Origin of the sequence: Chengkuizengella marina, from assembly GCF_009910845.1 — a bacterium.
GTDB classification, from domain to species: domain Bacteria; phylum Bacillota; class Bacilli; order Paenibacillales; family KCTC-33759; genus Chengkuizengella; species Chengkuizengella marina.
Genome location: NZ_SIJB01000027.1, coordinates 139,811 through 156,177, shown reverse-complemented (window position 1 = coordinate 156,177; position 16,367 = coordinate 139,811). Strand labels below are relative to the sequence as shown.

Sequence of the window (16,367 nt, the reverse complement as noted above, 5' to 3'; positions counted from 1 at the left end):
TTGTTTAAGCTCTTTGGAAACAAAAAACTTTTCTTATTATTGCTAGGTCTCATTTTTTTTACAGCACTTATGGGAATTAGTTCGATTGAAAAGAGAGATAACTTAATTTGGCCTGAAAAGTTTTTAAAAGACTCTGTATCGTGGATGCAAGGCTTAATATATAGGCCCGCTGGATATATAGCGGGTTTTTTTGAGAATATTGGAGATTTGAGAGTTATTCATGAAGAAAATAAAACATTAAAATTAACACTTTCTCAATATGCAAGGGATAGGGCTAAGCTAAACACTTTAGAAGAAGAAAATAAGAGATTGACAGAAATGCTTCAATTTACTGAAGAACAAAAGGAATTAAATAATTATAAATTTCATATTGCCCATGTTGTTGCTGTAAATCCAGACGCTTTTAATGATACAATTACGATTAATTTGGGTTCAAAACATGGCATGAAATTAAATATGCTTGTCACTACTACGGATGGTTTAATAGGTAGAATTAGTGAAGTAAATCCTTTATTTTCAACAGTGCAGTTATTGACAGATTTAAATGACCAGTTTAATAATAGTATTGGTATTTCTGCAACTGTTTTAGGAAGCGATCAATCTTTTGGCATTATTCAAAGTTATGACGAGAATGAAAATGTATTAATAATGAGCCAGATTAATCAAAATGATACCTTAAAAGAAGGGGATATCATTATAACATCAGGCTTAGGTAAGTTATTTCCAGAAGGCATCGAAATTGGTACAGTTTTGTCAAGAGAAGTGGGGGATTATGGTCTAACACATATTGCAAAAATTGCACCATCCGCTAAATTCGATAACTTAAGGGAAGTTTTTGTAGTTGAAAAACCTGGAATGTGAGGTGTGATATGCTTCGCACTTGGATTGGTTTTATTCTCTTTATGTTTTTTTTAATTGAAGGAACTATAGTGCAATGGTTACCGTTAACTTGGGATGAACGTTTACACGTAACGCCGCATTTTACTTTTATCCTTATTTTATATACTTGCTTTTATGTTCAGAGATCATTTGCAATTATATTAGCTTTTAGTATTGGATTTTTTTACGATTTGATTTACTATAATCAATTGTTTGGCTTATATGCTTTTAGCATTGGATTTATTGTTTACTTAATATCCTATACAATTAAGCGTTCTTTTCTAGGTTTTTTTATGTTTACTTTAGTTGTTATGCTTTCTTTAATATTATTGGATAGTACCATTTACGGAATTTACTATTTATTTAAACTTACAAATGAATCATACATATGGGTAATCTCCCAACAAATTTTACCTAGTTTGTATGTCAATGTAATATTTTCAATGATGATATATTTGCCATTTCGTTCTTTTGTAGTTCGAATATCTTTTAAGCAAAAGGGATAGTTTACATCAAAAGAATATGGAGAAGGAGATTAATTTATTATATCGAATTTTATATAGTTAAGGGGGAAGGGTATATATGACTGCAACAAAGGAACACGTGACGATAAAAGGGAATAAAGATGGTCTTATATTTTTATTTAATGATCATTGCGAATTTCCTGTACTACTCAGTGAGTTGCAGTATAAACTTGAAAAAACACATCAACAAATACTATCTGGTCCCACTATTAATGTGCATATTAAATTAGGTAATAGAGATTTAAATGTTGAACAAGAAGAAAAAATAAAAAAGTTAGTTAGTAATCATGGGAATTTATTAATTCAATCCATGGAATCTAATCAAAAAGATATAAAAGAGGAAAATCATGACTTAAAAATAATCAAAGGTATTATTCGTTCTGGACAATCAGTTCACTATGAGACACCAGTTCTTTTTATGGGTGATGTGAATCCAGGAGGATTGATATCTTCTACTGGTGATATTTATGTCATGGGATCTCTTAGAGGTCTTGCACATGCTGGTAAAACGAATACAGGCAACAAAGAAGCAATAATAGCAGCTTCATATATGAAACCAACTCAATTAAGAATTGCAAATATAGTCAGTAGATCACCTGATGAATCTGCAGATGAAGGTGCATATATGGAATTTGCTTTTTTGGAGGATGATCATATGCAAATTGGAAAGATAAGTGAACTTCATAAAGTTCGTCCTGATGCATTACAATTCTAGCGGAGGTGATTATCAAATGGGAGAAGCGATCGTTATTACTTCAGGAAAAGGTGGAGTTGGTAAAACTACAAGTTCAGCTAATATCGGAACTGCCTTAGCCATGTTAGGGAAAAAAGTATGTTTATTGGATACAGATATCGGATTAAGGAATTTAGATGTAGTGATGGGTTTGGAGAATAGAATTATTTATGATTTGGTGGATGTAGTTGAAGGAACCTGTAGAATCGCTCAGGCATTAGTAAAAGATAAACGGTTTGAAGAATTATATTTTCTTCCAGCCGCTCAAACGAAGGATAAAGACGCTGTGCAACCAGAAGATGTGAAAAAAATAGTGGATTCTTTAAAGCCAGATTTTGAGTATATCATTATAGATTGCCCTGCTGGTATTGAAGGAGGATTCAGAAATGCTGTTGCAGGAGCAGATAAAGCCATTGTCGTATCTACTCCAGAAATGTCTTCTGTAAGAGATGCAGATCGAGTAATTGGTTTATTGGAGGCTTCTGATATTAAAAATCCAAAATTGATTATTAATCGTGTTCGTCCAAATATGATGAAGTCTGGGGATATGATGGATATTGATGAAGTTTGTTCGATACTTGCAATTGATTTATTAGGTGTTGTTCCAGACGACCAACAAGTGATAAAATCAGGAAACATTGGAGAACCTACGGTCATGAATCCAACTTCAAATGCGGCTGTTGCATATCGAAATATTGCCCGTCGTATATTAGGGGATTCCGTTCCATTAATGGCGTTAGAAAGAAAAAAAGGTGTATTTTATAAACTTAAAAAGATCATGGGGATAGGATGAGCATGAAGTGCTAACGAAGCTGAAACAATTAGATTGGATCGTTATTTTAATATTGATTTTATTTATGGTAGTTGGAACTCTATTAATTAATAGTTCTGATTTACCACGGCAAGTTACAAAGCATGTACAACTTTTTTTATTAGGTTTCATAACGATGACTTTTTTTTCTTTAATAGACTACCGCCTATTGATTAAAAGAGCATATTATATTTATGGGTTTGGCATCCTCTTGTTAATTGGACTTATTTTTTTTGGGAAAATAAAAAATGGAGCAAGAGGTTGGTATGACCTAATCATTGTTGATTTTCAACCTGCAGAATTGGTTAAAATTACATTAATTATTATGATTGCATATTTGCTGAAAAAGCGAGATGGCGAACCTTTAACTATTGTTAATGATTTAGTCCCAATTAGTTTAATTGTTTTAATTCCTTTCACTTTTGTAATCATGCAACCTGACTTAGGTAACGCAATTATATATATTGTAATTTTTATAGGTATGCTTTGGATTGGTAATTTAAAATATACTTATGTACTAATTAGTATTTTGCTTATATCTGCAATAACATTTGCCTCCTATCATATATACAAAACTTTTCACGATCCAATCGTCACATTTTTTAGTGAAAATGGCAAAGGTCATTGGACAGAACGAATAGATGCTATTTTGTTTCCAGAAACAGCTAGTGATACTTTTCATCAAGACCAAGCGATCATGGCCATTGGATCAGGTGGATTACTGGGAGAAGGCTATTCCAAAGGAATTGTTAAAGTACCTTATGATTACTCAGATTCTATTTTCGCTATTGTAGGAGAGGAATTTGGTTTTATTGGGTCGTCATTGTTACTTTTATTATATTTCTTATTAATCTATCGATTGATTATTATTGCTATACACTCTAATGATCGAGCAGGTGCATATATTATTGTTGGTATTACTTCTATGTTCATTTTCCAAATTTTTGAAAACGTTGGGATGTTAATCGGGTTAATGCCACTAACTGGAATAACTCTGCCCTTCATTAGTTATGGAGGTAGTTCATTGTTAATAAACATGATGAGTATAGGCATTGTGATGAGTATTAAGGTTCATCAAGATAGCCCATGGATGTATGATGAGGAATATTGAATGTTAGACATTTTTTAAAATAAACCGTATGAAGGCATTAGCTTTTATATGGTTTTTTTATTGTGGGTTCTAACCATTACATAATAATCATAAACATTAATCATAAAATAATGGACTAGCCTTTTGGGGTGAACAAATATGAAAATTAATAAAAGCGTAAAACAAAGAAGAAATCAGCGTGTAAATGAACTTATTCAAAAACATAATAAACCTCTGAATAACAATCATGAAATGAATACGAGATATCCTCAAGAGTTCGTAGAGCAAAAATTAGATGATCCTGAATTTATGTGGAAAAATAGGAAAGATCCATGGGCACATTTGAAACAATATGATAGAGAAGAAAGTTTCCTTCAAAAATATTTCATGAATACTTTCTCTATTAGTTTTCTGTTATTTGTTATGATCTGGTTATTATTTCAATTAGAAACACCATGGGCAGAGAAAGGAAAAGTATTCATTACTCAGGTTATGAATGAAGATGCGCTTGATAATAAAGCATTATTAACATTTTATGACCAAATATTTGAAGGATACCCCTCTTTCATCCCAACCTTTAACTCTGATAAAAATACGATACCAGCAGAAAAAGTAAATACATCTCAAATTAAAAATATACACCATCCTGCTAATGGAAAAATTATCTCGGCTTTTGAGTCTACAAAGTCAGGTGTTACAATTAAAACGAGGAAAAACGAACCTATTATTGCATTAGATCAAGGGAGAGTTATTTCTGTTGAAAACACAGAGTTTACAGGTTTAACCATAGTAATTCAGCATATAAACAAGCTTCAATCCATATATGGATATGTTACTTATTCCTCACTACAGGTAAACGATTGGGTAGAAGGTGGAGACCAAATTGGTGTTGTTTCAGAATTGCAAAATGACGAGGCAGGGATTTTATATTTTGCTTTAAGAAAGGATAATCAATTTATTGATCCTGCGGAAGTGATTCATTTTGATTAACATTTATGGTACACGATACAGATTCCACCCGTTGTTTATTTTAGTCATGTTAACTTCAATTTTATCTGGTAATATTGGAGAATTAATCACTTTGTTTGCCATTGTTTTTATACATGAAATGGGGCATGTAGTAGCCGCGAAAAATTTTGGATGGGATGTAAAATCTGTACAACTGCTCCCGTTTGGGGGAGTAGCTGAAGTAGAAACACACCGGAATACCTCTGCTAAGGAAGAAATCATTGTTGCAGTTGCTGGTCCACTTCAAAATTGTTGGATGATTGGCTTTGTTTATTTCATGCAAAGAACTGAAATGATTGATTTGGTATGGGCTGAGTATTTTATACACGCTAATTTAATGATCGCCTTGTTTAATTTATTACCTATCTTACCATTGGATGGAGGTAAAATTGTTCAGGCATTACTCAGTTATAAGATGAGTTACCATAATTCTTTAAAATATTGTGCATGGAATAGTCTGTTCATGAGTATTTCAATTATTGTTTATGCTTGTATGGACATATTTAACTCAGGTGTACATTTAAATCTATTAATCATTGGCTTTTTTTTATTATATTCAAACTGGTATTCTTTTCGTAATATACCCTATTACTTTATTCGATTCCTAGTTAATCGAGAATTGACATTTGCAAAAATGAAAGTTAGCAATGAAAAAACAAAGGCAATTTATGCAAAACCATCAAGTTCAATATCAGAAATTGTTAGATGTTTCAAACGTGATCAAATGCATATTATTTATGTATTAAATGACTTTGGACAAATTCAAGCAGTTATACCAGAAAAGCATATCATACAAACCTACCTTGTAAATCCTAGATTGAAAGGTTGAGTTTATTTGATCATTTAACATTTCACTTTTTAGGGATAAATTGTGTAAAATAAAAGATAGAAAAAAAGTTTTTACGATTTGGGAGTGTAATAATGAAGAGAATCGTTATTCACTATGAAAAGGATGTAACTGAAGTTGCATATACACTAGACGGGCAATTGATTGAGTATTATGTTGAAGAGACAATGGACAAGCAATCCGTTGGAAACGTATATAAAGGCAAGGTAGTAAATGTTTTACCTGGTATGGAGGCGGCATTTGTTGATATTGGAAAAGGAAAAAATGCTTTTTTATATCGTGACGATTTATTACCTATTAATTTAGAACAAAAACCTAAAAATAAACCATCTATTCAAGAACTGATTCATGTTGGACAAGAAATTATGGTTCAAATTTACAAGGAGCCATTAGGGAAAAAAGGTGCTAAAATTACGACGCATTATAATATGCCAGGCCGCTATGTAGTATATGTGCCTTCTGGTAACTACGTAGCTGTTTCCCGCAAAATTGAATCCAACGATGAAAGAGAACGTTTGAAGTCTATTGGAGAAGCGATTAGAATCAATGAAGAAGGCCTTATATTACGGACAGTTACAGAGAATGCCAGTAAGGATACTTTAAATAAAGATATCATTGAGATTAGAGAAATTTGGAAGGAAATTGAGAGCAGATTTGAATCCTCTACTGCACCTGCTGAGTTATATCAAGAACTTGGCATTTCGTTGCGAATTGTTAGAGATCTATTTACAACGGAAGTGCAGGAAATTATCATTGATGATGTTCAAAAAGCCGAAGTTATTAAACAGTTTGTTCATAACATTTCACCATCCCTTTCTGACCGAGTTAAACTTTATGAGTCTAATTCTGATCCTATATTTGAGTCTTTTGATATACAAAAACAAATCGAACAATTTTATAAATCAAAAATATGGTTAGATAATGGGGGGTACATCGTTGTTGATGAGACAGAAGCTTTAACTGTGATTGATGTAAATACTGGAAAATATACCGGTAAGGTTGATTTGGAGCAGACTGTGTTTGAAACAAATTTAGAAGCTGTGGAGAAAATTGTTAGATTATTAAGGTTAAGAGATATTGGCGGGATTATTATTATTGATTTTATTGATATGGAAATTCAAACCCATAGAGATGAAATTACTAAGAAATTAGAAAATGCTATACAGTATGATCGTACGAAAACGACAGTAATGGGATGGACGAAACTTGGATTATTTGAGATGACAAGAAAAAAAGCAAGAAATATGAACAACTCTCCTGTGAAAGTTTGCCCTAAATGTAATCGTATATTATAAAGGTTATTAAAAAAGTCTCCTGTTGCAATATTACTGTAAGTATGATAACATCTGAATGATGTGTGCTTATGACACATGTTATAACCGCTCAAACAAGGTTATGAAAGTATACAATAATGGTTCTTAATCCAACGTTTGTATCACCTTTTATTTGGCGAGTCTGAGACATGAGGAGGTGCGACAAATGTACGCAATTATTGAAACTGGTGGTAAACAATACAAAGTTCAAGAAGGCGATGAGCTTTATATTGAGAAGTTAGATGCAAATGCAGAAGAATCAGTAACTTTTAACACGGTATTAGCTGTTTCAAACGATGCAGGATTAGTGGTAGGTACTCCTACAGTTTCTGGAGCAAGTGTAACTGGAAAAGTGGAGAGACACGGTAAAGGTAAGAAAATTACTGTTTACAAATATAAGCCTAAGAAAAACTACCATCGTAAACAAGGTCATCGTCAGCCTTATACAAAAGTAGTAATCGAAAAAATTCAAGCATAAGAGGAATCAAATGATTACGGTAACCATTGAAAGAGACCACGAGAAAAAAATTGTCAGATATCTTGTAGATGGACATGCTGAATATGCTGAATCAGGCGAAGATATCGTTTGTGCAGGTGTATCAACGGTCACCGTTGGAACTGTAAATTCGATGGAGTCATTATTAAGAATAAAGTCACCTACGACAATGGATAATAGTGGTTTTCTCGAGGTGAAGATACCAATCATTAAGAATGAGGAAACCTCTAAACAAATTCAGTTGCTTCTTGAATCCATGGTTGTCATGTTGGAGTCTATTCAGGAATCTTATGAAGATTATGTAAACATTATTAATAAACTCGTGTAGGGGAGGTAGATACTATGTTGAAGTTAGATCTTCAGTTATTTGCTTCTAAAAAGGGAGTAGGTTCTACAAAAAATGGTCGTGACAGTATTTCAAAGCGTTTAGGTGCTAAACGTGCTGATGGTCAGGCTGTTAGAGCTGGTAATATCCTTGTTCGTCAACGTGGGACAAAAATTCATCCTGGAAACAATGTAGGTATTGGTTCTGATGATACTTTATTCTCTAAAGTTGATGGAGTAGTTAAATTTGAACGTTGGGGACGCGATCGTAAAAAAGTGAGTGTATATCCAACAGCAGTAGAAGCTTAATAAATAACACTAAACATAATCCTGGCGTATAGAATGCGCTAGGATTTTTGTTTGATTGAAAATAAATGATGATATAAACGGGGATTGTCTAATGGGAAATTGGAAACGAATAAGTCTCATTACTGAGCTTTTGGTATTGTTATTATTAGTCATTATTTTTGTTACATCAACTGGTTGGTTAACTCGAATCCTCATCATGATTACAGTCATAATTATTATCATTCATTTTTTTGTTACAAAAAAGCAGAGGTCATATGATAAGAATCAATCGATAAGTGAGACTTTGAATTTTATTCATCATTATCAACATGACTTAATGAATGAGCTTCAACTTATATTTGGATATATCAAACTCAAAAAGTTTGATAAATTAATATTTATTGTGGAAAAATTAAAGCATAGTATTCAACATGAAAGAAATATCACAAAATTAAATGTTCCTTATCTAGAATTTTTCTTATTAAAAATGAAAACCAAAAGTAAGTCATATCAATTTAAAGTTGAGGAAAGCTTGAACTCTCCTGAAAAGTTCACTGATAAACTAAAAGATCATGCTTTTTTATTGATTGATTTGTTGAATTTGTTTGAGAAATATGCAGAAAATACATATGATACTGATAATGAACTGACGATTGACTTTTTTGAAGAAAAACAAAAACTGCATATTGCTTTTGAATTTGTAGGAAAAATCAAGTTACCACAATTTAAAAAAGACTTAGAACTCATTGTTACGAAGTTTATAGATGTGAAGGTAAAACAAGAAATGAACGAAAAATGGATTTCAATTGAGCTCCAATTTGATTAAATACATAATAGAGGTGTTTTTATGTTTGTAGATAAAGCAAAAGTATACGTGAAAGGTGGTGACGGTGGAGATGGTATGATTTCATTTCGCCGTGAAAAATATGTTCCTGAAGGTGGACCAGCAGGTGGCGACGGTGGTAATGGGGGAGATGTGATCTTAAAAGTAGATGAGGGTCTTAGGACATTAGTTGATTTTAAATATCAACGACATTTTAAAGCAAAGCGTGGAGAAAAAGGGAAGATAAAAAAGCAGCAGGGGGCAAATGCTGATGATATGATCGTTAGAGTTCCTCCAGGTACAGTAGTTCATGATGATGATACAAATGAAGTATTAGCAGACTTAACGACTCATGGACAAGAAGTGATTATCGCTAAAGGAGGGAAAGGTGGTCACGGTAATGTTCGTTTTGCAACGTCGAGCAATCCTGCTCCATACATTGCAGAAAATGGGGAAGAAGGACAAGAGCGTTGGATTGTATTGGAATTAAAAGTCATGGCTGACGTTGGACTGGTAGGATTTCCAAGTGTAGGTAAATCCACTTTTTTATCTAGAGTAACTTCTGCTAAACCGAAAATAGCTTCTTATCATTTTACAACATTAACACCTAACTTAGGTGTAGTTGATGTTGGTGAAGGCAAAAGTTTTGTGTTAGCTGATCTTCCTGGTCTCATTGAAGGGGCGCATGAAGGTACAGGATTAGGACATGAATTTTTAAGGCATATTGAAAGAACTAGAATCATTTTACATGTTGTAGATATGTCCGCTTCTGAAGGTAGAGATCCTTATGAGGATTGGGTGAAAATTAATTCAGAACTTTATCAATATAGTGAGAAATTAAAAGAGCTTCCACAAATTATCGTAGCTAATAAAATGGACATACCTGAATCTGAGGATAACTTAAAGAAATTCCGTGAACAATTATATGAACATCACGGCGAACTAGATGTTTTTGAGGTTTCGGCAGTTTCTGGAAAAGGTGTTCAAGAATTATTATATAAAACCGTAGATGTGTTAGATGCTATACCAAAACAACCCATCGTTGAAGAAGTATCTGAAATTGAGGATAGAAAAATATATACGATTGAGGATCAGAGTGAAAAAGAACCGTTTACGATTCGGAGAGAAAATGATGTGTTTATTATTGAAGGTGAACGTATTAATAAAATGCTGAAGAAAACACAATTCGGGACATATGACTCAGTGATGCGCTTTTCAAGAACTTTGCGTAATATGGGAATAGATCAGGCTTTACGAGAAAAGGGAGCCAAAGACGGTCAAACTATTCGCATTGGAGAATATGAATTTGAATTCGTAGAAAAAGAGTAACCTACTCAAATACATCCAAAAATAATACATAAACAATGATCTTAACATCTTAGAAAATTCTAAGATGTTTTTTTGCTGATACGCCATGTCCATTTCTGGGATCAGCTTATCCATGAATCCTTGATTTGTCTGGGGTCTCTCGAAAAGTAATAGGATTATGCATCAATGCTACATTTCACATTTTGGGGTATATTCACTATTGTTTTATTGCTAGTATTCATATATAATGTCCACTATAGAAAAACATAAGTCTTTAACAGGGGGACGTATGGAGAAGTTTTATTTAGTAAAAGAAAATATATTGCCTGAATCATTGATAAAAACAATACAAACGAAAGAACTCCTTGCAAATGGGGAGGTAAAAACCATCCATCAAGCTGTAGAAAAAGTAGGCTTAAGTCGGAGTGCATTTTATAAATATAAAGATGGTATATTTCCTTTAAATAAACTACAAACTGAAAGCATTGTTACGATATCAATGGACTTACATCATCGTTCAGGTGTTTTATCCAAAGTAATAGCTTTGGTTGCTGATTTTAAAGGTAATGTGCTAACCATTAACCAGACGATTCCACTTCAAGGTATGGCGAATGTAGTGATGTCGGTAGATACTTCATCTATAGGTGAAAATTTTTCTGATTTGTTGGAATCTTTGGAGTTTGAAGGTGTTAAACGTGTGCAAGTGATTGGGCAAGGATGAAATTGATAATAGGGGGAAAATAATGAAACCTTTTAAAATAGGATTATTAGGATTAGGCACTGTTGGCACAGGTGTTGTTAGAATTGTAGAGGGTCATCAAGATGATATTAAAAGACAGATTGGCTCTTCTATTGAAATAGAGAAAATATTAGTTCAAAATAAAAATAAATTGAGAGATATTCATATAGATCCTCATAAAATTACAGAAGACCCTTGGGAAGTTCTTGAAGATAAAAATATTGATATTATTATTGAAGTCATGGGTGGAGTAGAATTAACAAAAAACTATATCATAGCAGCGCTTGAACAAGGTAAACATGTCATTACAGCGAATAAAGATTTAATGGCACAACACGGTCATGAGATATTAGCAAAAGCTGAGGAACATGGTTGTGATGTATTCTATGAAGCAAGTGTTGCTGGAGGCATTCCGATACTAAGAACGATTGTAGAAGGATTATCATCTGATAGAATTACAAAAATCATGGGAATTGTAAATGGCACAACGAATTATATATTAAGTAAAATGAGTCTTGAAGGTGCATCATACGAAGATGTGTTAAAAGAAGCACAAGAATTAGGATATGCTGAAGCAGATCCAACTTCAGATGTTGGTGGATTTGATGCAGCATACAAAATGACGATATTAGGTACGTTAGGATTTCACACATATATCACCGTAGAAGATGTAGAAATTAAAGGTATCACTGATGTTTCCGCTGAGGATATTCGTTATAGCTCCCACTTAGGATACGAGATTAAATTACTAGGGATCGCAGAACGTAAGGATGATTTAATCTATTTAAGTGTACAACCGACTCTAGTGAAAAAGTCACACCCCTTGGCAAATGTGAATGGCGTGTATAATGCAGTATATGTTTATGGAGAAGCGGTTGGAGAAACGATGTTTTATGGACCTGGTGCAGGGGAAATGCCAACAGCCACTTCTGTAGTAGCGGATTTGATTGCCGTAGCTAAAAATTCAGTGCTTCAAGTGAATGGCTCTAAACCCACTATTTCTTCATATAAAGAAAAAAAGATAAAACCACTAGATCAAGTTGTATATAAAAACTTTATTCGACTTTATGTTGCAGATAAGGCAGGGGTTTTAGCACAAATCACGCAGGTATTTACTAAATATGAAGTGAGTTTAGAATCTGTGGTGCAGCAGCCAAATCCAGATTTACAAGCAGCTGAAATTATCATTGTCACACACGATGCAAATATGGAAAGTATGGAGAAAGTACTGATTGATTTTAAAGACATGGATGTTATACATGAAATAAAAAGCATCTACCGTGTTGAAGGATAAAATATGAACAACTTCTAAAAATTAAAGGAGCTATATTAATGAAATATGAGGGATTACTAAAGACACATAAAGAATTTTTACCTATTAGTAAAAATACACCTTTGATCACACTTCATGAAGGAAACACACCTTTAATTCGTGCAGATCAATTATCCAAAGAATTAAGGTTAAACTTATATCTAAAATACGAAGGATTAAATCCAACAGGTTCATTTAAAGATCGTGGGATGGTTATGGCAGTTGCAAAAGCCAAGGAAGAAGGCAGTCAGACGATTATGTGTGCATCCACTGGAAATACATCTGCAGCCGCTGCAGCCTATGCAGCAAGAGCTGGATTAAATTGCATTGTCATCATCCCTAATAATAATATTGCACTAGGAAAACTAGCACAAGCAATAATTTACGGTGCGAAAGTTATTGCTATAGAAGGAAATTTTGATCGTGCACTAGAAATAGTAAGGGAAATTACTTCAAAACATCCAATTACGCTGGTCAATTCAGTAAATCCATATCGAATTGAAGGACAAAAAACAGCAGCTTTCGAAGTTTGTAAGCAATTGGAAAAAGCACCTGATGTATTAGCAATTCCGGTTGGAAATGCAGGAAATATTACGGCTTACTGGAAAGGTTTTAAAGAATACTATGAAAAAGGCAAGTCTAAATCATTGCCTAAAATGATTGGATTTGAAGCTGAAGGTTCTATGGCCATTGTGAAGGGTGAGCCGATTAAGGATCCAGAAACAATTGCAACAGCAATCCGCATTGGAAATCCAGCTAGTTGGAAAGGCGCCGTAAATGCAGCTGAAGAATCTAAAGGGCAGATCGACTATGTTACTGATGATGAGATTTTGGATGCATATAAACAACTTGCTGGTAAGGAAGGTGTATTTTGTGAACCAGCTTCTGCAGCATCAGTTGCAGGTGTAATCAAACTACACAAGCTAGGGTATTTTTCAACAGATGAAACTGTTGTATGTGTACTTACAGGAAATGGACTTAAAGATCCAAATACGGCAATTGATAGTGTGAATGCTCAACCACATATTGTGAATGATACTGAAGAAGCTGTGATGGATGCTATATCAAAATTAACAAAACAAAAGGTTCGACAAGAATGAAAAAAAAGAAAATATGTGTGAAAATTCCTGCTAGCACAGCTAATTTGGGTCCAGGTTTTGATTCAATTGGTATGGCACTAGATTTGTATACTTGGATTGAAATGGGTTTTTCTGATGAAACAAAAATTCATTTACATGGCGAGAATCTTAATAGTGTTGCTAAAGATAAAAGCAATTTGGTTTATCAAGTTGCGCAAAGAGTTTTTCTTAAAGCAGGGGTTAAGCAAGAGAATCTAGAAATTAGTATGTATAGTGATATTCCATTAACAAGAGGTTTAGGCAGCAGTGCAACAGCTATTGTAGGTGCATTAGTTTCTGCCAATGCCTTAATTGATAATCCTTTATCAGAAGATGAATTGTTTCAAATGGCGACGTCTATTGAAAATCATCCTGACAATGTAGGAGCTTCGCTATTTGGTGGTATCATTGTTTCCAATTGGAATGGGGTAAGGGCTGAATATATATGTATTGAACCTAATCCTCGATTAGAATTATTAGCTGTTATACCTGAATTTGAATTAGCCACAGAAAAATCAAGAAATATTTTACCAGATCAGATCCCTTTTCAACATGCTGTTTATAACGTAAGTCATTCTTCTTTACTTGTTGCAGCATTATGTACAGGTAAATTAGAGCTTATTCAGCATGCTATGAAAGACAAATTGCATCAACCTCACCGAGCTTCTCTTATACCAGGTATGAAAACGATATTGGATCAAGCAGTACAACATGGTGCCCTAGGCGCTGCTTTAAGTGGTGCAGGACCAACGCTGTTGGTTTTAGTAGATAGAAAAAGCAGTGAAAAAATAAACCTAGAAGAGTTTGTAATCAATCATTTTAAAAGTGAGAATATTGCTGTTAAAACACTGTGGTTAAATCCATCTCAAGAGGGTGTTCAGGTTTTAACACAACAAAACTCCTATCCTTTTTGTATTGAGAAATTAAAAGAAGAAACATCTATAAAAGGAGAATCTAAATCATGAAACAGATTGCATTTTTAGGTCCAGAGGGTACCGTAAGTGAAGAGAGTTCTAGGTATTTTTTTTCTGATATTACAGTTGAACTAGTACCGTTTAAATTAATATCTGATGTTTTTTTAGCCACTGAATCTGGAAAAACAAATTATAGTGTAATTCCTATTGAAAATACGATTGAAGGTTCTGTAAGCCTTCATATGGACTGGCTAGTTCATGAAGTAGATTTACCTATTCAAGCAGAGTGGACTTATCCATCAAAACAAAATTTAATTGGGGATGCAAAGGAACTGGGATCTGATTTTTCAAATATTAAAAAGGTATTCTCCCATCCAGTAGCAATTGCTCAATGTAAACAGTACCTTAGATCACATCTACCAGATGTTGAGTTTGAATATGTAAGTACAGCTGAGGGGGTTAGAATTGTAAAAAACAACCCTAATAAAGGGTATGCAGCCATTGGGACTGAATTAGCGGCTCAAAAGTATGGTTTAAATGTATTATCAAAACATATTCATGAACATGACCATAATTTTACTCGATTCATGTTAGTTGGTAAAGAAGCATTAACTGAAATTAAAAAAACAAAACATATAAAAACAAGTATACTAGTTACATTACCTGAAGATTACCCAGGTGCTTTACATCAAGTATTATCTGCATTTGCTTGGAGGAGGATTAACTTATCTAGAATCGAATCCAGACCGACTAAAAAAAAATTAGGAAATTATTATTTTTATATTGAGATTGAAGAAAGTCTGAATTCTGTTTTATTGCCTGCTGCAATTGAAGAAATAGAAGCGATTGGGTGTAAAGTACGTACATTAGGATGCTTTCCTAGTTTTTCATATGTGAACGATTAATTGGAGGTGTATGATTTATGGCACAGTGGATTTATTTAAATGGGGAATTTGTAAACAAAGAGGACGCTAAAATATCAGTCTATGATCATGGTTATTTATACGGTGATGGTATTTTTGAAGGTATCCGTGTCTATGAGGGGAATATATTCAAGTGTAAAGAACATATGGATCGATTGTATGATGGAGCAAAATCCATTATGTTGGAAATTCCATTATCTTATGATGAAATGCAGGAAGCTTTGATTGAAGCTGTGAAAAAAAATGAAATTATCGATGGATATATCAGACTAGTCATTTCAAGAGGTACTGGCGATTTAGGTTTAGATCCTCGCAGATGTCCAGTTGCAAATGTCATTATTATTGTGGAACAACTATCCATTTATTCTGAAGAAGATTATGTAAATGGATTAAAAATTGTTTCTGTTTCGACACGTAGAAATATTCCAGATGCTATGAATCCAAAAATAAAGTCTTTAAATTATTTAAACAATGTTTTAGTAAAGATTCAGGCCAATTTAGCAGGTGTTGGGGAAGCACTGATGTTGAATTCAGATGGCTTTGTTGCAGAGGGTTCTGGTGATAATATATTTATTGTAAAAGATGGAATGATTATAACCCCACCATCTTACATTGGTGCTCTTGAAGGCATCACACGAGCAGCAATCATTGATATTTGTAATCAACATGGATATGTTGTTAAAGAGCAACCTTTCACACTTCATGATGTATATGTTGCAGATGAAGTATTTCTAACCGGTACAGCTGCAGAAGTAATCGCTACACGAGAGGTTGATGGTCGTATTATTGGTGAGGGTAAAGCGGGACCTATTACGATGCATTTGTTAAAGGAATTTAGAAAAATTGTAAATAAAGATGGCGTTCAGGTTTATAAATGATTTTATTATAACCATTCGATGAGGTTTTATCGGATGGTT

At 33.5% G+C, this 16,367-nt stretch carries 19 protein-coding genes and 1 other annotated feature; all 19 genes read left to right on the top strand.

The window, feature by feature from the left end; genetic code table 11:
• The 19 genes from mreC to ilvE all read left to right on the top strand — a co-directional run bounded on the left by mreC (nucleotide 1) and on the right by ilvE (nucleotide 16,328).
• Complete coding sequence (mreC, locus tag ERL59_RS12625) at nucleotides 1-861, top strand: rod shape-determining protein MreC (RefSeq protein WP_160646581.1); 861 nt, start codon at nucleotides 1-3, stop codon at nucleotides 859-861.
• Nucleotides 862-869: 8 nt separating this feature from the next.
• A complete protein-coding gene (gene mreD, locus ERL59_RS12620) occupies nucleotides 870-1,385 on the top strand; it encodes a rod shape-determining protein MreD (protein WP_160646580.1) in 516 nt (171 codons plus the stop codon).
• Nucleotides 1,386-1,461: 76 nt separating this feature from the next.
• Nucleotides 1,462-2,118, top strand: a complete 657-nt coding sequence (locus tag ERL59_RS12615) for a septum site-determining protein MinC (protein WP_160646579.1) — start codon at nucleotides 1,462-1,464, stop codon at nucleotides 2,116-2,118.
• Between the two features lie 16 nt (nucleotides 2,119-2,134).
• Nucleotides 2,135-2,929 (top strand): septum site-determining protein MinD, encoded by a 795-nt coding sequence (gene minD, locus ERL59_RS12610; RefSeq protein WP_160646578.1) that lies wholly within the window; start codon nucleotides 2,135-2,137, stop codon nucleotides 2,927-2,929.
• Between the two features lie 7 nt (nucleotides 2,930-2,936).
• A complete protein-coding gene (locus ERL59_RS12605; protein ID WP_160646577.1) occupies nucleotides 2,937-4,058 on the top strand; it encodes an FtsW/RodA/SpoVE family cell cycle protein in 1,122 nt (373 codons plus the stop codon).
• Between the two features lie 138 nt (nucleotides 4,059-4,196).
• The gene (locus ERL59_RS12600; protein ID WP_160646576.1) at nucleotides 4,197-5,027 is read left to right on the top strand and encodes a M23 family metallopeptidase; all 831 of its coding nucleotides are present in this window, start codon (nucleotides 4,197-4,199) and stop codon (nucleotides 5,025-5,027) included.
• Nucleotides 5,020-5,874: a M50 family metallopeptidase gene (locus tag ERL59_RS12595; protein ID WP_160646575.1), complete on the top strand. Its 855-nt coding sequence runs from the start codon at nucleotides 5,020-5,022 to the stop codon at nucleotides 5,872-5,874. Before ERL59_RS12600 ends, ERL59_RS12595 begins: the two co-directional genes overlap by 8 nt.
• A 92-nt stretch (nucleotides 5,875-5,966) precedes the next feature.
• The gene (locus ERL59_RS12590; RefSeq protein WP_160646574.1) at nucleotides 5,967-7,187 is read left to right on the top strand and encodes an Rne/Rng family ribonuclease; all 1,221 of its coding nucleotides are present in this window, start codon (nucleotides 5,967-5,969) and stop codon (nucleotides 7,185-7,187) included.
• A 72-nt stretch (nucleotides 7,188-7,259) separates the two neighbouring features.
• Nucleotides 7,260-7,359 (top strand) — a sequence feature (ribosomal protein L21 leader region).
• 12 nt (nucleotides 7,360-7,371) lie between these two features.
• Nucleotides 7,372-7,683: a 50S ribosomal protein L21 gene (gene rplU / locus ERL59_RS12585; RefSeq protein WP_160646573.1), complete on the top strand. Its 312-nt coding sequence runs from the start codon at nucleotides 7,372-7,374 to the stop codon at nucleotides 7,681-7,683.
• Nucleotides 7,684-7,693: 10 nt separating this feature from the next.
• Nucleotides 7,694-8,029, top strand: a complete 336-nt coding sequence (locus tag ERL59_RS12580) for a ribosomal-processing cysteine protease Prp (protein ID WP_160646572.1) — start codon at nucleotides 7,694-7,696, stop codon at nucleotides 8,027-8,029.
• 14 nt (nucleotides 8,030-8,043) lie between these two features.
• Nucleotides 8,044-8,334, top strand: a complete 291-nt coding sequence (gene rpmA, locus ERL59_RS12575; RefSeq protein ID WP_160646571.1) for a 50S ribosomal protein L27 — start codon at nucleotides 8,044-8,046, stop codon at nucleotides 8,332-8,334.
• A gap of 91 nt (nucleotides 8,335-8,425) precedes the next feature.
• Nucleotides 8,426-9,139 carry a Spo0B domain-containing protein gene (locus tag ERL59_RS12570; protein WP_160646570.1) on the top strand — a complete coding sequence of 238 codons (714 nt, stop codon included), beginning with the start codon at nucleotides 8,426-8,428 and terminating at the stop codon, nucleotides 9,137-9,139.
• Between the two features lie 21 nt (nucleotides 9,140-9,160).
• On the top strand, nucleotides 9,161-10,465 hold the full coding sequence (gene obgE, locus ERL59_RS12565; protein ID WP_160646569.1) for a GTPase ObgE: 1,305 nt from the start codon (nucleotides 9,161-9,163) through the stop codon (nucleotides 10,463-10,465).
• A 268-nt stretch (nucleotides 10,466-10,733) separates the two neighbouring features.
• On the top strand, nucleotides 10,734-11,165 hold the full coding sequence (locus ERL59_RS12560; protein ID WP_160646568.1) for an ACT domain-containing protein: 432 nt from the start codon (nucleotides 10,734-10,736) through the stop codon (nucleotides 11,163-11,165).
• 22 nt (nucleotides 11,166-11,187) lie between these two features.
• Entirely contained in the window at nucleotides 11,188-12,477 is a 1,290-nt protein-coding gene (locus ERL59_RS12555) for a homoserine dehydrogenase (RefSeq protein ID WP_160646567.1), read from the top strand.
• A gap of 38 nt (nucleotides 12,478-12,515) precedes the next feature.
• A complete protein-coding gene (gene thrC, locus ERL59_RS12550; protein ID WP_160646566.1) occupies nucleotides 12,516-13,595 on the top strand; it encodes a threonine synthase in 1,080 nt (359 codons plus the stop codon).
• A complete protein-coding gene (gene thrB, locus ERL59_RS12545) occupies nucleotides 13,592-14,578 on the top strand; it encodes a homoserine kinase (protein ID WP_160646565.1) in 987 nt (328 codons plus the stop codon). Before thrC ends, thrB begins: the two co-directional genes overlap by 4 nt.
• A complete protein-coding gene (gene pheA / locus ERL59_RS12540) occupies nucleotides 14,575-15,432 on the top strand; it encodes a prephenate dehydratase (RefSeq protein ID WP_160646564.1) in 858 nt (285 codons plus the stop codon). The genes thrB and pheA overlap by 4 nt, the downstream gene beginning before the upstream one ends.
• A 17-nt stretch (nucleotides 15,433-15,449) precedes the next feature.
• Nucleotides 15,450-16,328 (top strand): branched-chain-amino-acid transaminase, encoded by an 879-nt coding sequence (gene ilvE, locus ERL59_RS12535; protein ID WP_160646563.1) that lies wholly within the window; start codon nucleotides 15,450-15,452, stop codon nucleotides 16,326-16,328.
• Nucleotides 16,329-16,367 lie beyond the last annotated feature (39 nt).

Bases quoted from the DNA above. Each gene is read 5' to 3' on its own strand.
- pheA (WP_160646564.1), top strand. From the start codon at position 14,575: ATGAAACAGATTGCATTTTTAGGTCCAGAGGGTACCGTAAGTGAAGAG.
- ERL59_RS12570 (WP_160646570.1), top strand. From the start codon at position 8,426: ATGGGAAATTGGAAACGAATAAGTCTCATTACTGAGCTTTTGGTATTG.
- ERL59_RS12615 (WP_160646579.1), top strand. From the start codon at position 1,462: ATGACTGCAACAAAGGAACACGTGACGATAAAAGGGAATAAAGATGGT.
- thrB (WP_160646565.1), top strand. From the start codon at position 13,592: ATGAAAAAAAAGAAAATATGTGTGAAAATTCCTGCTAGCACAGCTAAT.
- ERL59_RS12555 (WP_160646567.1), top strand. From the start codon at position 11,188: ATGAAACCTTTTAAAATAGGATTATTAGGATTAGGCACTGTTGGCACA.
- ERL59_RS12560 (WP_160646568.1), top strand. From the start codon at position 10,734: ATGGAGAAGTTTTATTTAGTAAAAGAAAATATATTGCCTGAATCATTG.
- ERL59_RS12580 (WP_160646572.1), top strand. From the start codon at position 7,694: ATGATTACGGTAACCATTGAAAGAGACCACGAGAAAAAAATTGTCAGA.
- mreD (WP_160646580.1), top strand. From the start codon at position 870: ATGCTTCGCACTTGGATTGGTTTTATTCTCTTTATGTTTTTTTTAATT.
- ERL59_RS12600 (WP_160646576.1), top strand. From the start codon at position 4,197: ATGAAAATTAATAAAAGCGTAAAACAAAGAAGAAATCAGCGTGTAAAT.
- ilvE (WP_160646563.1), top strand. From the start codon at position 15,450: ATGGCACAGTGGATTTATTTAAATGGGGAATTTGTAAACAAAGAGGAC.
- rplU (WP_160646573.1), top strand. From the start codon at position 7,372: ATGTACGCAATTATTGAAACTGGTGGTAAACAATACAAAGTTCAAGAA.
- ERL59_RS12590 (WP_160646574.1), top strand. From the start codon at position 5,967: ATGAAGAGAATCGTTATTCACTATGAAAAGGATGTAACTGAAGTTGCA.
- thrC (WP_160646566.1), top strand. From the start codon at position 12,516: ATGAAATATGAGGGATTACTAAAGACACATAAAGAATTTTTACCTATT.
- minD (WP_160646578.1), top strand. From the start codon at position 2,135: ATGGGAGAAGCGATCGTTATTACTTCAGGAAAAGGTGGAGTTGGTAAA.
- rpmA (WP_160646571.1), top strand. From the start codon at position 8,044: ATGTTGAAGTTAGATCTTCAGTTATTTGCTTCTAAAAAGGGAGTAGGT.
- obgE (WP_160646569.1), top strand. From the start codon at position 9,161: ATGTTTGTAGATAAAGCAAAAGTATACGTGAAAGGTGGTGACGGTGGA.